Below are 13747 nucleotides of genomic sequence, written 5' to 3' on the forward strand. Positions count from 1 at the left end.
CGTGAAGGGCAGGACCTCATGTCGCAGACGCTCGAATCCCTCTCCAACGGCGCCCAGGTGGGCGCCGTGCTGCCGCTCCTCACCGCGGTGGTGCAGAAGCCCGCCTGGTCGGCGAAGTACAAGAAGGTCGTGGCGGTCGTGGCCGCGCTCGTCGCCGGCGTCTTCGCCGTGGCAGCAGACGGCGGATGGGACCAGTTCCAGCACGGACAGCTCACGGCCGCGACCCTCCTCGGCGTCCTGGCGGCCTCGCAGACGAGCTACGACCTCGTCTGGAAGCCGAGCAAGCTCGCCCCGATGATCGAGGCCCTGACCACCAGGAAGACGGCTCAGCAGGCCGAATAGCGCCCAGGGCACCTGCCCGGCCCTTCGCCGGCGGGTACCATCAACTCTCGAGGTGGCCGTACCGCTGCCGCGACAACAGCGTTGAGATAGCCGTCAGGCGTCATTGGATTCTCGGACACCGCGGTGACCCTTCTCCAGGGACGCGCCTGACACCAGGCGTCGAGACCACCGGGTGCGTGCAGAGCACTCGGGGCCGGGGAGCACTGCTCAGCGATGAGCCGGCACACGCTGTCGCAAAGCTCGGTACGGCCACCTCTTGCTGCCCCGGCAGCGCCGAGAGCAGCGGGCCCAACCCGAGGAGGAACAGACCGCATGGCCGAAGCACAGGAGATCGAGGCGGAGATCAAACGCCTGTCAGGCATGTCTCCCGATGGCCTGATGAACGCGGTCGTCCAGTACGTCACCGGCGGGTCCAAGACCGGCGCCCCACGCGACGTCCAAGGCGCGGCACTGCTCTCCCCTCAGATGGCTCCGCGGACCCTCGATGCGCTGGAGCTGGCCCTCAAGCGGGTGCGCAGCTTCATGCCCCGCCAGGAGGGCGAGAGCAAGAACCAGCAGGCGGCCCGCATCGCTCCGTTCCGGGCAGCTCTCCAGGCGGCCACGCGTCCGTATGAGGACGTCGTCGACGACCTCGCGCACGAGGAGGCCAAACAGCTCGCCGCGCTCGACGACGAGACGTTCGCCCGTCGGTGGACAGCGTTCGTCCGCGACCAGCCGTTCACAGGACCGGTGCCGCGACGGGTGCAGGCTCTCGCCTTCCGCTCACCGAGAGTAGCGAGCAGGGCTGAGGCGATCTGCCGTCTGATGATGGAGGAACCGGCCCGGTTCCTGCCGCCGGCCGCGGCTGGCGAAAGCCGCAAGGCGCGCGATACCCGGGTCAAGGAGTTCCGCGACCGGGTCCTGACGGAAGCGCGCTTCCTGCGGTACGGCATCCAGTTCGCCGAGGCGCGCCACGGCCGGATGCCGAGCGAGCCGAACGTTCGATTGCGCGCGCTCCGTCTCCTCGGCCAGCAGCACCCCGAGGAGCTGTCGAGTCTCCTGCGCCAGGTCCGCGAGGAGCTGATGGAAGGGAAGAAGCAGGCGCGCCGAGACGCACGAGCGGTCCGCCGTGCCGCCGGGCAGAGCGCGCTCTAAGAGGCCCTAACAGAAGTTGTTGATCATGTGACTGTCGGGGTGGTTCCTCGTTGGTTTTGTCGTGGGGAAGAGGGAGTCGCGGCCTTGGATCGTCTCGGACGAACTCTGGTCGCTCATCGAGCCGTTGTTGCCCAAGCCGGGTCCGAAACTGGTCGAGGGCAGACCGCGGGTCCCGGACCGGCAGGCGCTGTGCGGGATCCTGTTCGTGCTGCACACCGGTATCCAGTGGGAGTACCTGCCCCAGGAGCTGGGCTTCGGTTCCGGCATGACGTGCTGGCGGCGCCTGGCAGCGTGGAACGAGGCTGGCGTGTGGGACGAACTACACCTGGTGCTGCTGAAGAAGCTGCGGGCCGCGAAGAAGCTGGACTGGTCGCGGGCGGTGATCGACTCCTCCCACGTCAGGGCGGCCCGGCGTGGCCCAAAAGCGGGCCCAGCCCGGTCGACCGCGCACGGCCGGGCAGCAAGCACCACGTCCTCACCGACGGCCAGGGCATCCCACTCGCAGTGTCCCTGACCGGCGGAAACCGCAACGACGTCACCCAGCTCCTGCCCCTGCTCGACAAGGTCCCCGCCGTGTCCGGCGTGGTCGGCCGGCCCCGGCGCAGACCCGATGCGCTCCTCGCCGACCGCGGCTACGACCACGACAAGTACCGGCGCCTGCTCTGGGCCCGAGGCATCCGCCCGGTCATCGCCGAGCGAGGCCAGCCACACGGCTCCGGCCTGGGCATCTTCCGCTACGTGGTCGAGCGGACGATCGCCTGGCTGCACGGCTTCCGCCGACTGCGCATCCGCTGGGAACGACGCGACGACATCCACGAAGCCTTCCTCGGACTCGCCACCTGCCTGATCACCCACCGCCACGTCCAACGCCTTTGTTAGGACCTCTAAGGGCGCGACACCGGCCGGGTCGTGGAAAGAGGGCGCGCCTGGGGCGCGCCCTTCGTCGTCTCCGGGCGCGCGCGATCGGCCCGGCCAGGCGCGCCACTGGCGCGCGCTCGAGGGGAACCGGCGCGCGCGCTCGATCAGTACCCCGCCGAGCGGCGCGGCCGGACCGCGCGGTCGACGGCGCGCTCGAGGACCCGCGCCCTGCTCGCCGCGCGCCTCCTGCGCTGGCCCGTTCACCCCGCGCCAGGCAGGCGCGCGCCACGCAGCCCACGGGGCGCGCCTCAATGAATTCGCAGGTCACAGGGCGCGCGCCATCGACTCGGAGGGGCGCGCCGTCCTGAGCGCGCCATACCGCGCGGCTACGCAGGCGTGGGCGCGCCGGTCGAGATCAAGCGCGCCGCGCCGCGCGAATCGGTGGGCGCGCTGCGCGCCGATCGGGGGCGCGCCCTTCCCCGGCGCGCGCCATCGCGCGAGTTCGCAGGCGCGCCAAGATCAGCGCGCGGCGCGCCCCACGGAGGCGCGCCAGGGTCCCGGTGGCGCGCCTCGGATTGCGCGGGCGCGCGGCGCGGGCGCGCCCCGGGAGGCGATCATGGGCGCGCCGGCCACCGATCGGAGGCGCGCCTGCAGGCGGTGGCAGGGCGCGCCGCGTCCCGTGAGGTGAGGTGAGGTGACGCGGGGAGGGAGACGCGCGAGAGCGGTGGGCGCGCCCCAGAGGCCCCGGGCCGCCGTCACCTCACGTCACCTCACTGCCCTGCGGGCGCGCTGTCGAAGTAGGGGGCGAACTTCTTCGCGAGACCAAGATCCGGCATCGGCGCGCGCCGGTAGACGTCGGCGAGGACGGGCTGGTCGTTCTCCTCCAGGAGCGCGATCACCTCGGCGCGTTGCCCCTGCACGAAGTCCCGGAGCTGAGCCAAACCCGGCTCTCCGTTCGCGTAGATCGGCTGGAGTAGGTCACGCCGAGTAGTGAACTTCAAGCGGGCCTGTACCTCGGCTTCATCGAGCAGAGCCTGGCGCGCGATCTCCATCGGGTCGTTCGGCTTCTTCCTCGGGGCGCGTCTGGCCGCGGGCCGGGCCGGGATGTCCTGCGGCTCCTCGGCCGCGCTGGTGTCCTCGGGTGTCTCAGCAGACGGCGGCTCCTCGGCCTGCGGGTCCGGCGGCGGAGGGGTGGCGCCTTCGGCCGGAGGCTCCTGCTCGGGCGTGGGCGGGACCGGCGCCGAGGACTCCGGCGGCGTCTCGCGGTGCTCACGCGCCTGGTCCTGCTCGACCGCGGCCGGCGGAGTGCTGGTCGTCTCTCCCTGCCCGTCGTCGGTGCCGGTCGTCTTTTCCTGCCCGTCGTCGGTGCCGGTCGTCTCTCCCCGCTGCTGGTCCCCCGCGCCCTGCTGGCGCTTCTCGGCCTGTGCCTTGATGTACGCGAGGGAGCGGGCGATCAGGGCGTCCGCGCTCATCTTCCCGAGCCGGGACTCGGTGGGGATCTGCTGAAGGGTGCGGATGCCCCACTCCTCGCGGATGCCCTGCAGGGCCATCTCGGGGTTGGTCGGGTCTTCCAGCGCCTTCTTGATGAGCGCGGCCGCCTTCGGGCCGGTCAGCTCGTTGTCCGCGGGGCTCTGCTGAGCACGCTGGGGCTGGGTGGGCTGCTGCTCGTCGAGGTAGGCCTCCGGGCGCGACTCGGTGACCTGGCGGTGTGTGGCCGCTTCCTCGAACCCCATACGGCGCAAAAGGGCGTCGATGCTGAAGTCCTCGAACCGGACGGTATCGCCGGGCTTCACGTCCCAGTGCAAGGTGCGCACTCCCGTCAGGTACGCATCACCGATGCCGCGCATCTCCACGATCGCGTCGACGGCGGCCGGGAGATTCTTCTCCGCCTTGATCTTCCGGGTCGTATTGCGGGTGGGCTTGTCGTTCTCGAAGGCCGTGACAACCTCCTGACGGGCGATCATCACCACGGGCCCGGCGTGGCGGCGGAGCATCCAAAGGATCTCGCCCCACCTGTCCTTGGCCCGGTTCCACAAGTCAGGGTCGACGACGACCGGATCGTCCAGGCTGGGTGCGCGGCGACGGCTCTCCTGCGCCTTGTTCACGGCTCGTCGCCGGGCGAACAGGGCCTGCTCGTCGCTGATCATGTCCCACAGGTTGGAGCCATTGTCGATGACGATCATGTTCGGCTTGCCCGCGACGCGTTGCGGCTGGTGCACGGCCCATCGGATGGCGTCGAGGATGTCCTGGTAACTGCCGTCATGCGGAACGATCTCGTAGTTGGCGCCGGGGACTCGACCGTAGTAGTCGGCTGTTCCCTCAGACCCGCCGATCTCGATCCAGAACGCGATGCCGATCAGGTCGGAGCCGGTACCACGGGCGGCCTCGTGGCTCTTGCCGCATTTCTCCGGACCGCACAGCACGATCATGGGCGGGTTGGGGAGACCGGTCGGCCGGCGGGACTTGCGTTCACGCAAGGGCGTGGTGATACCAGGCATCGGTGATCCTTCGTTCGGGACGCGCGGGTTGCTCTGCCCGCGCAGAATGAGACAGCGGAACCGCTAAGCTCTCACAGTCTCATTGCTGCACTATTCTACCCGTACGAAGGCCTGACTCAATGCCTGTTCAGCAGATCAGCGACAGGTTTTTCGAGGTCAGGGTCGTGATCCTCCCGATGCCGGGCGTACCAGGCGTCTAGGTCCTCTGCGCCTTCGCCCTCGGCATCGGCCTCGCCCTCGCCCTCGTGCGCGCTCCACTCGGCGACGGCGTCCGCGTATTCCCCCTCGACCGTCTTCGGGTCGCGACGGTTCAGCGCTTTGCTGATCTCCTGCCAGTCGGCGCCAGCCAGGGCTTCGCCGAGTACGACTCGGTCCACGTACTCGTTGACCATCTGTCGCAGTTCGCGTGCGCGCTGGATGCGCTCGGTGGAATTGACTGGCTCGGCTGTCGCGCCGACCGCCTGACGGGCCAGGTCGGAAAGGTCGCGGGCGGCACGGGCGGCGGCGATCCGGGCCAGGATCTCCGGTCTCATGAAGGGTCCGATCATGCAGGCGGCGGGCACCCCCGTGGAGGGTGCCCGCCGCGTTGGTGCGGGTGGGTGCAGCATGCCTTACGGCAGTGCTGCGGTCATCACGTCCTCGACCGTGAAGTTGTCGGGCAGGGTCTGGTTCAGGAGGTTGGCCGCGTACGTGGAGAGCAGGCGGCGGCGGACCTTGCGGCCGTTCTGCGCGGTCTGGCCCATCGCCCGTCCGATGGCGGAGCCGGTCAGGTCTCCGCTGTTGAAGCGGTCTATGTCGCGGGCCTGGATCGCATCCTTGATCATGTCGTACACCTGCGCCTCGGTGAGCGGGGTCGACGTCGCCGCCGGCGTCGGGGCGGGCGGCTGAGCAGAGGGTGCGGGCGCGGGGGATGGGGCTGAGGGCGGGGCCGCTGTGGGTGTGGGAACGGTGGCGGTCACCCTGCGGGGCGTCGTCTGCGCAGCCGGGACGGGCGCGAGCGGCTTGGCGCCCCCTGCCGCGGGAGCAGGCAGAGCAGCGAAGGGCTCGGTGGTCTCGATGCCGGCCGCGGCGAGCCCGTCCGGCGCGGTCTCGGCGAGGGGGATGCCATTGCGCGCCAGGCGCAGCGGCAGCAGTGCCTCGACCGGCGCCTTCCGACGCCACTTCCGGCCGAACCGTCCGCGGAGCTTGGCCTGGTAGACCAGGCGCTCCTGCTCCAGTTTGAGGACGGTGTCATACGACTCCTGCTCCCACAGATTCATGCGGCGCCACAGCACGAACGTGGGCCCCGGGGAGAGGAGCCAGCGCTTCCAGCGGACCTTGTCGAGGCGGCGGCGACGGCCGGTCGCGGCGCCGATGCGGACGGCGTAGACGTGTGCGGCGATCTCGGAAACGCCTACCCACAGCAGGGAGATCGCGCCGTGTGCGACCTTCGCCCACAGGGAGTTGCCCGCGGCGACGTTCAGGGCGCAGGTGATCAGGCTCAGCGCCCACGGCACGAACCGCACCCACGCCAGAGCCATGTCCATACGGATCAGGTAGAGGTTGGCCGCGGTGAACACGGGAATCGCCGAGTCGATGGACACGGGCAGAACCCATGGGTCATCGAAGCCCCAGGACACCGCTTTGAGTGAGACCGCCTCGAAGGACGCGTAGAAGCCCAGGGCGCCGACGCCGACGGCGAGCAGCGAGGTGAGGACGGCGCCGAAGCGCTCCCAGCGGGTGAGCGGCGGCACTCCGGACTCGGTGAGCGGCCTCGGCTGCTTCGCCCTGCCCTTACGGGCACGCAAAAACGGCAGATTCGACAAGACACCATCCCTTCGTTCGGGTCGCCCCGGCCGACGTATGCTCATAGCCGTCCGGGTCGATCAAACGATATAGCGTCTTTCCTTCGCACGCTCTGACGTAATTCACACCTCGTCAGTTTCGTCCCGTAAGGGGGCATTTCTCGGCGCGGTCACCAGTCGAGAGGCTTCGCCGGCTTCCGTCGGTCCGGTCCGTGGATCTTCACGAGGTGGGCGGAGGCTTCGAGCCGGGACAGAAGCCGCTCGCCGAGGATGTCCACCACACCCAAGCCGGGGTGCTCCTCCGACCGGCGGCTGCGCAGGTTTGTGGAGAACGCCGTGGCGCGGCCGGCCGCGAGCCGGGAGTCGATCAGGTCGATGGTCTCCTTGCGAGCGAACTCCGTGGCGGTCATGTCCATCTCGCCGCACAGCTCGTCGAGAATCAGCAGATCGCAGGTGACGAACCGCTCCCGCACCTGGTGCGCGGTCAGGTTGTGCGGAGCGGAGTCGGGACGGCGCCATGTCAGGTAGGTGGCGTGCTTCACGAACCGCACGACCAGGCCCTGCTCCGCGGCCTCGTTGCCGAGCGCGCACACTGCGGCCGTCTTTCCGCTGCCGATGTTCCCCGGCACGATCAGGTTCAGGACCTCCGGCCGCGCCTCGCGCTTCTTCGCCTCAACCAGTGAACTCATCCAGTTCCGCAAGGTGTTCGGCTTCTGGCCCGGGTCCAAGTGCTCGAAGCGGAAGTGCAGGTACTCGTCGTGCGCCGCGTCCGTCATGCTGTTCCTCCACAAGTTCCGCCGTGCGCGGGCCTGCGGAACGCTCACGTCTTCCCACAGTCCGTCTTCCGGCTCCGGCTGCGCAGGCACGCCGAGCTTGGACATGTCCGCCCCGCCGCGCTCCAGAACAGCCATCAGGTGCTCGCTGAGCGCGCCGAAGGAGTTCATCCCGCGGGCCGGTGCGGGGACCGCCGGGGCGTCCGTGGTGAGAGACATCAGGGTCACGCTCCTTACGGTCGTTCGACGATGCCGAACGTGGCGTCGTCATGGTCGTCATCAGCGGGTGTGCTGGGCGGCGGGCCGTTGGTGGCTCCCGGGATGATCGACGTGCTGTCGCCCGGACCGCCCCACGTCGCGGCGTCGTTGTACGGGACGCGGCCGCCAGCGTTCCGGGGCTGGATGTGGTTGGCGACGATGCCGAGGGCGTCCTGCCACTGCTGTGCGCTGGGCCAGTGCTTCGCGGCGCGGATAAGGGCCTTGCCGCACTGATTCTTGGTGTAGCCCTTCTCCAGGGCGTTGCGGACCTGCTTGCGCATGCCGAGGTATCCGCGCTTGTCCCCGACGTACGGGCCGTACCGCTTCTCCGCGTCCGCCCACCACCACTTGGCGACCTCCTCGGCGTCCGCGTCGAGGAGGGCTTTCTCCGCTGCCTTCTGGGCGGCCGCTTCCTTCGGCTCCTCGGCTGAAGCCTTGGGCGTCGCCTTCTTCGCCGGAGCCTTCTTGGCGGCCGCGGGCTTGGCAACCTGGGAGGGCTTCGGTGCCGGGGAGGCCGGCGTCTGCGGCTCCTCGGCGGGCGTCTCCTCCTCGAGCTCGTCGTCGAGGTCGGGCTCGGCGCCCGCGGCCTCGGTGGTGAACCCATCGGTGCCGAACGAGCCGTCGGGGTAGTGCACTTGGAAAGAGCCGTCCTCCTGCTCAACCACCGGGACGGTCAGGTTCTCACCGAAGGTGACGTAGTCCTTGGCCCATTGCTCGACGCGGAACTCGGAGATGGCGGTACCCATGGCGTTCTGGCCGTTGCGGAACCGGCGGCGCTCCAGGCGGTAATGGCCGCGGCGCGCCAACTCGTGCAGCGCTTTGCGGACGGCGTCCCGTCCTTCCCGGCCCTCTCCCTTAGAGAGCTGTTCGGACTTCACCTGCCAGTCCTCGCTCTGATCCAGGAGGTACGTCAGGATTCCCAGGGCGCGATAGCTCATGGCGGTGTCGCGAACCGTCTGGGAGTCGACGTGGACGTAGGGGCGTCGGTTGATCCGGACGCCGTTACGACTGGTCAAGCGGCTCACGGAGTGGCCTCGGTGGCGTTGTCGTCGACGAGGCGGGCGTACGTGCGCCACGTCGGTCTGCCAGTGCCGCCCCTCTCGTAGCGCCGGTCGTGCTCAATGAGGCCGGCCGCGCGCAGTTCGCTGATAGGCAGGCGGATCTGGTGGGAAGTCATCTCGAGCTGTTCAGCGACGGAGGAGAGCGGGACCCACCCTCGTTCCATGTCTACCGCGAGCACGTAGAGGATGCGGAACGCGCGGTCAGATATGCCGCTGGCAAGTGCCGGTTTCATCACGTCAGTGGGCGTGGCCATCGTTGTTCCTCAGGAGGGAAGCGGGGCCCGACCGCCGGGGGCTGGGCCCGGGGCGGTCAGTGCTGGGCGTCCTCGGCGGTGGGCCGTGGTCCGGCCATCAGCTCTGGCTTCTCCTTGAGGAGGTCGTTCAAGGCCCCCTCCTGATAGAGGCGCATCAGCCGCTTCTTGCCGACCTCGCCCTGCTCCCACGTCCACGTCAGGTTCCCCGTGGGGTCCCCGCCCTTCTCGTACTTGAGGCCCCGCACCACTTCGCCGTTGCGGGTGTCGATGATCTGTCCCGTGTCCTCGTCGTACTTGGCGTACGTGAGCAGGGACGCTTCCCATGTGGGGTTCCGGCGGATGATGACCTCTATGCCGCCGTGGCTGTCGGCGTACTCGTTGAGTGCCGCTTCGTTGTCCTCGTCGACGACGACCTTCGGCTGCGCCAGGTTGACTTTGTAGCGGCCGATCACGTCGTCACCGACTCGGATGATGAGGTCCGACTGTCCGCCCTCGACGTACCCCTTGATCAACGGGACCTTCGGCGCGTCCACCACCGGCTTGACGACCTTCTTCTGATGGTCGTTCAACAGGCGGGCAAGGGCGCCGATCAGGCCGACGTCCGAAAGACGAGGCTCGGCTGGCTGGTCGGCCTGCGGGTCCTCCACGGCGTCGTTCACCATTGCGGTGTTCCTTCCTTCCCCGGACGCCAAGGCCCAGGGGTTTGGGACTGTCCCGGGCGGGGTGTTCCGGGGCGTCGTATGGAGGTACGACGACCGCCGATTTTTGTTACACCTAGGCCCAGGTAGCTGGGTCGCTCTCCCAGCCGCTTCGGATAGTACAGCAATGAGACTCGCGTGTGTAGACGCGACGTTAGAGGCGCGTCTTCTTACGTTTCCCCACGGCCCTACTGCTCCCGGCGACGTCACCGGAAGCGGTGGAGCCCCGGCGCCGCCCCATCCGGAACGAGGGCAGCACCGGCCCGGCGACGGGCGGGGACCGGCCATGACGGCATCGTCCTGCTTGCGAGGCAGGGCGCCACGGTAGAAGTCCGCGGGCTCGCAGCCCCCGCCCATCGCCGGCACCGACGCATGGGAGAGGACCAACCAGCCGTGACCGAGACGATCGCCAGGCCGCCGCGCTACATCGCCTACGTGCCGCTCACCGACTTGACGCCGGCACCGCGGAACCCCAAGCGGCACGAGCTGGAACTCCTCATCGACGCCATCCGCATGCACGGCCTGGTCGAAGTCCCCGTCGCCGACGAGCGCACCCAGTACGTCCTCCACGGCCACGGCCGCCGCGAGGCCCTGATCGAGATGCAGAGCCGTGGGATGCCCCTGCCCGGCGGCGTCGCCCTGGACGAGGACGGCGGATGGCTCGTCCCCCTGCTGCGCGGCTGGTCCTCCCGATCCGACGCGGAAGCTGAGGCCCTGGCTATCAAGCTCAACCGCCTCCCGGGCGAAGGTGGATGGGACCCCCGCGAGTTCGCCGCGGTCCTCGAGGACCTGGCGACCGGCGACGCGGAGCTGTTCGACTCCCTGGCCATCCCCCACGACGAGATCGACAAGCTCCTCGGCCAGGTCGACCCCGAGACCCTGCCCGGCGGCATCCGCGAGGACGAACCGCCCACACTCCACCTGCCCGACGACGGCGAGCGGGATGGTGGCCTCAGTCCCGACGACGACGGCCGCGCCGCGCACACGGCCTGCCCCGCCTGCGGCCACCTGTTCAACAGCGGCCGCTGAACCCGCCGCGAGGTCCCCCATGTCCACCCGACGCAAGGCCCGCCGGCCACAGAGCCGCGGCGGCCGCCCGCGCCTGCTCTCCGACGAGGTCGAGGCGCGCCTCGTCAATGCCTCTCGAACGGGCATCGCCGTCGAGCTGGCCGCCGAGATGGCCGGGATCTCCCGTACCAGCTTCCTGCGCTGGATGGCGCTCGGCCGTGCCGAGATCGAGGCCCGCGAGTCAGGGGAGGAACCCGACGAGGAGGCGGAGGAGTACGCCGCCCTGTACGAGAAGGTCCGCACTGCACGCGCCCACGCGGCCGCGCGTGCCATGGCGAACATCCGCAGGGTCGCGGACGGCGGGATTGTCACCAAGACCACCACCCGACAGTTCCGGGACTCCGTCACTGGCGAGATCGTCACAGAGACCGTCGAGGACCGCACCGCGCCGGACTGGCGCGCGGACGCCTGGTACCTCGAGCGCCAGCACCGTGAGCACTACGGCAAGGACGCGATCGTCGCGGTCGAGATCACCGGCCTGGGCGACATCCCGTCCGGCGCGGACGACCAGGCCGTCGACATGGCCGCGCTCGCCGAGCGCCTGAACCACAGCCTGTTCTCTGTCCAGTACCCGCCTGAACTCGAGGACGGATCCGTCGTCGACGCCGAGGTCCTGGACGAGTAGACGGACGCCTGTCAGCGGTCACCTGTTGAATGCCGGACATGGACATCGTTGAGGGCAGCATCGCGGCAGTCGCCGCAGCGTTCAGTGGCTGGGCGGCGTGGAGCGCGATGAAAGCTGCGAAGTCGTCGGACCGGAACTCGCAGACGGCCAACCGGACAGCCGAGCTGGCCTACCAAACGGCCGAATCGGTCGCCCAGATCGAACGGAACCGCTGGCACCAGGACCTGACGCCGCAAATCTCCTTCCGGATCGATGACGAGAGGGGGTGGCCTGACCTGATGGTGCGGTACACGGCGCCGTCAGGAATCAGCCGACTGGACTCGGTGGAGCTGCGCGTACGCGACGACCGCAACCGCGAGGAGGACCCGGTCCTCGCGGGCAGCCTGACCCCGGAGGAACGGCGGGCAACGATCTGGGGCCCCTACCGCTTCCGAATCTACGACCGCAGCACCGAGGCCGAAGGCATTGGCCGAATTCCTGAGCCCTTCTCGCTTGCTCGAGGCGATGTTCAGCGCCTGACCCTGGAAGCGACTTTCCCGCACTCGCACTACGGCGGAGGCTCCACCGAGTGGGAGCACCACTACGCGGGCGAACCCCTCCGGTTGTGGATCGTCTGCCGCGCGGAGGGCCACAAACCGTGGGAGCTGACCGTCGACGTGCCGGAGCAGACCGCCGAGTACGGGGCGTGGACCCTGGCCCAATAGCCAGCACGCGACGCTAACCAGGCGCGCCATGCACGGTGCCCTCCACCTGATCACCCAGTGGAGGGCACTACCCCATGACCGTCAGCATCATCTCCCGTACAACCTGGGGCGCGAAGCCCTGGAACGGCACCCCGGCCACCGTTTCCCTGACGAAGCGAAGCGAGTTCTTCGTCCACTACGACGGCGGCGCCCATATCACCCGCACCGGCTACGCGATCATGCGCGCCATCGAGGCCGAGCACCTCGGCAACGGGTGGAGCGGTGTGGGCTACAACTTCGTCGTTGACCAGGCCGGGAACATCTTCGAGGGCCGCGGCTGGACGCTCCAGGGCGCCCACTGCCCCAACCACAACACCACCGGCATCGGCGTCCAGATCGCCATCGGCGGCGACCAGGAGCCCAGCATCAAGGCCCTGGCTGCGTGCCGTGCGCTGTACGAGGAGGCGTGCAAGAAGACCGGCCGCGCGCTGGTCAAGAAGGGCCACCGGGACGGGTTCGCTACCGCCTGCCCCGGCACCAAGTTGTACGCGTGGGTGAAGGCGGGCATGCCGGCCGGGGACTACGCGCCCGCCCCGAACCCGGGCGGCTCCCTCCCCAGCGGCGGCACCGAGGTCTCCCGCGCCCAGGTCACCATCAACGGCCTGGTCTACGGCTACGGCGCCAAGGGCGACCACGTCACCAAGGTCGGCCAGGCCCTGGAGAAGCGAGGGTTCGGCAAGCACTACACGTCGGGCCCCGGCCCCACCTGGACGGACGCGGACACCAAGAACTACCAGGAGTTCCAGAAGTCGTTGGGCTACAGCGGCGCGGCCGCGGACGGTGTCCCCGGCGAGGCCTCCCTCAAGGAGCTGCTGGGCATCCTGCCCGGCAAGGTCACCGCGAAGCCCGCGCCGCCGTTCCCCGGCGTCGACAAGTTCGGCCCCGGCAAGAGCAATGCGTCCGTCACCCTGCTCGGGCAGCAGCTCGTTCGAAAGGGCTACGGCAAGCACTACACCTCCGGCCCCGGACCGAAGTGGGGCGAGGCGGACCGACTGAACGTCCGCGACTTCCAGCTCGCCCACAAGGAGCTGGCGGGCGACGCCGACGGGATTCCCGGGCCGAAGACCTGGAAGCTCCTGTTCTCCTGACCGTTCCGTCCCGGCCGGGCCGCACCAGCGGGCCGGCCCCGTCCCTGAAAGGCCCTGTGAGTGGCAGGCGAAACCGTCATCACAGTCATCGGCAATCTGGTCGACGACCCCGAACTTCGCTTCACTCCCTCCGGCGCCGCCGTCGCGAAGTTCCGCGTCGCCTCAACTCCCCGCACCTTCGACCGGCAGACCAACGAGTGGAAGGATGGCGAGAGCCTCTTCCTGACCTGTGCTGTGTGGCGCCAGGCTGCCGAGAACGCCGCCGAATCCCTGCAGCGCGGTATGCGCGTCATCGTTCAGGGGCGCCTCAAGCAGCGGTCCTACGAGGACCGTGAGGGCGTCAAGCGCACTGTGTTCGAGCTGGACGTCGAGGAGGTCGGCGCGAGCCTGCGCAACGCCACGGCGAAGGTCACCAAGACCGGAGGCAGCGCGCAGCGTCCGGCGGCCGCGGCGCATGGGCGGCCCGCTGCCGATGACCCGTGGGCAGGCCCAGCGCCCGACGATCCGCCGTTCTGACCGACACGCACTCGAGGGGCCCAGGGCTGATATCCGGGGCCCCTCGG

15 protein-coding genes are annotated in these 13747 nt (G+C 69.4%); 8 read left to right on the plus strand and 7 right to left on the minus strand.

Annotated elements, in window-relative coordinates; all coding sequences use genetic code 11:
- Nucleotides 1–18 precede the first annotated feature (18 nt).
- The 3 genes from ACGFR9_RS10940 to ACGFR9_RS10950 all read left to right on the plus strand — a co-directional run bounded on the left by ACGFR9_RS10940 (nt 19) and on the right by ACGFR9_RS10950 (nt 2355).
- Nucleotides 19–342 carry a hypothetical protein gene (locus tag ACGFR9_RS10940; RefSeq protein ID WP_280843930.1) on the plus strand — a complete coding sequence of 108 codons (324 nt, stop codon included), beginning with the start codon at nt 19–21 and terminating at the stop codon, nt 340–342.
- Nucleotides 343–654: 312 nt separating this feature from the next.
- Nucleotides 655–1476, plus strand: a complete 822-nt coding sequence (locus ACGFR9_RS10945) for a hypothetical protein (protein ID WP_393205538.1) — start codon at nt 655–657, stop codon at nt 1474–1476.
- Nucleotides 1477–1564: 88 nt separating this feature from the next.
- A protein-coding gene (locus ACGFR9_RS10950; protein WP_393206300.1) for an IS5 family transposase occupies nt 1565–2355 on the plus strand; the annotation gives its coding sequence in 2 pieces (ribosomal slippage) (nt 1565–1895 and nt 1895–2355; 792 coding nt in all).
- Between the two features lie 749 nt (nt 2356–3104).
- Here ACGFR9_RS10950 and ACGFR9_RS10955 read toward each other — a convergent pair.
- The 7 genes from ACGFR9_RS10955 to ACGFR9_RS10985 form a co-directional block, all read right to left on the minus strand.
- Nucleotides 3105–4832, minus strand: a complete 1728-nt coding sequence (locus tag ACGFR9_RS10955) for a hypothetical protein (RefSeq protein WP_393205541.1) — start codon at nt 4830–4832, stop codon at nt 3105–3107.
- 116 nt (nt 4833–4948) lie between these two features.
- The gene (locus ACGFR9_RS10960; protein WP_393205544.1) at nt 4949–5365 is read right to left on the minus strand and encodes a hypothetical protein; all 417 of its coding nucleotides are present in this window, start codon (nt 5363–5365) and stop codon (nt 4949–4951) included.
- A 78-nt stretch (nt 5366–5443) separates the two neighbouring features.
- Complete coding sequence (locus tag ACGFR9_RS10965; protein ID WP_393205547.1) at nt 5444–6637, minus strand: DUF2637 domain-containing protein; 1194 nt, start codon at nt 6635–6637, stop codon at nt 5444–5446.
- Between the two features lie 149 nt (nt 6638–6786).
- Nucleotides 6787–7608, minus strand: coding sequence for an ATP-binding protein (locus ACGFR9_RS10970; protein ID WP_393205550.1), 822 nt, complete (start codon nt 7606–7608; stop codon nt 6787–6789).
- Nucleotides 7609–7622: 14 nt separating this feature from the next.
- Nucleotides 7623–8663 (minus strand): hypothetical protein, encoded by a 1041-nt coding sequence (locus tag ACGFR9_RS10975; protein ID WP_393205553.1) that lies wholly within the window; start codon nt 8661–8663, stop codon nt 7623–7625.
- A 5-nt stretch (nt 8664–8668) separates the two neighbouring features.
- Nucleotides 8669–8962: a hypothetical protein gene (locus ACGFR9_RS10980; RefSeq protein WP_319646746.1), complete on the minus strand. Its 294-nt coding sequence runs from the start codon at nt 8960–8962 to the stop codon at nt 8669–8671.
- 56 nt (nt 8963–9018) lie between these two features.
- Nucleotides 9019–9624 carry a hypothetical protein gene (locus tag ACGFR9_RS10985; protein WP_280843938.1) on the minus strand — a complete coding sequence of 202 codons (606 nt, stop codon included), beginning with the start codon at nt 9622–9624 and terminating at the stop codon, nt 9019–9021.
- Nucleotides 9625–10053: 429 nt separating this feature from the next.
- Here ACGFR9_RS10985 and ACGFR9_RS10990 point away from each other — a divergent pair, with 429 nt between their 5' ends.
- The 5 genes from ACGFR9_RS10990 to ACGFR9_RS11010 all read left to right on the plus strand — a co-directional run bounded on the left by ACGFR9_RS10990 (nt 10054) and on the right by ACGFR9_RS11010 (nt 13700).
- The gene (locus ACGFR9_RS10990) at nt 10054–10689 is read left to right on the plus strand and encodes a ParB N-terminal domain-containing protein (protein WP_393205557.1); all 636 of its coding nucleotides are present in this window, start codon (nt 10054–10056) and stop codon (nt 10687–10689) included.
- Nucleotides 10690–10708: 19 nt separating this feature from the next.
- Complete coding sequence (locus ACGFR9_RS10995) at nt 10709–11353, plus strand: hypothetical protein (protein WP_280843940.1); 645 nt, start codon at nt 10709–10711, stop codon at nt 11351–11353.
- Between the two features lie 38 nt (nt 11354–11391).
- On the plus strand, nt 11392–12057 hold the full coding sequence (locus ACGFR9_RS11000) for a hypothetical protein (RefSeq protein ID WP_393205560.1): 666 nt from the start codon (nt 11392–11394) through the stop codon (nt 12055–12057).
- A gap of 74 nt (nt 12058–12131) precedes the next feature.
- A complete protein-coding gene (locus ACGFR9_RS11005) occupies nt 12132–13184 on the plus strand; it encodes a peptidoglycan-binding protein (RefSeq protein ID WP_393205563.1) in 1053 nt (350 codons plus the stop codon).
- A gap of 60 nt (nt 13185–13244) precedes the next feature.
- Nucleotides 13245–13700: a single-stranded DNA-binding protein gene (locus ACGFR9_RS11010; RefSeq protein ID WP_393205566.1), complete on the plus strand. Its 456-nt coding sequence runs from the start codon at nt 13245–13247 to the stop codon at nt 13698–13700.
- Nucleotides 13701–13747: the final 47 nt, after the last annotated feature.

The organism is Streptomyces sp. NPDC048584 (assembly GCF_043199595.1).
Classification (GTDB): Bacteria; Actinomycetota; Actinomycetes; order Streptomycetales; family Streptomycetaceae; genus Streptomyces; species Streptomyces edwardsiae.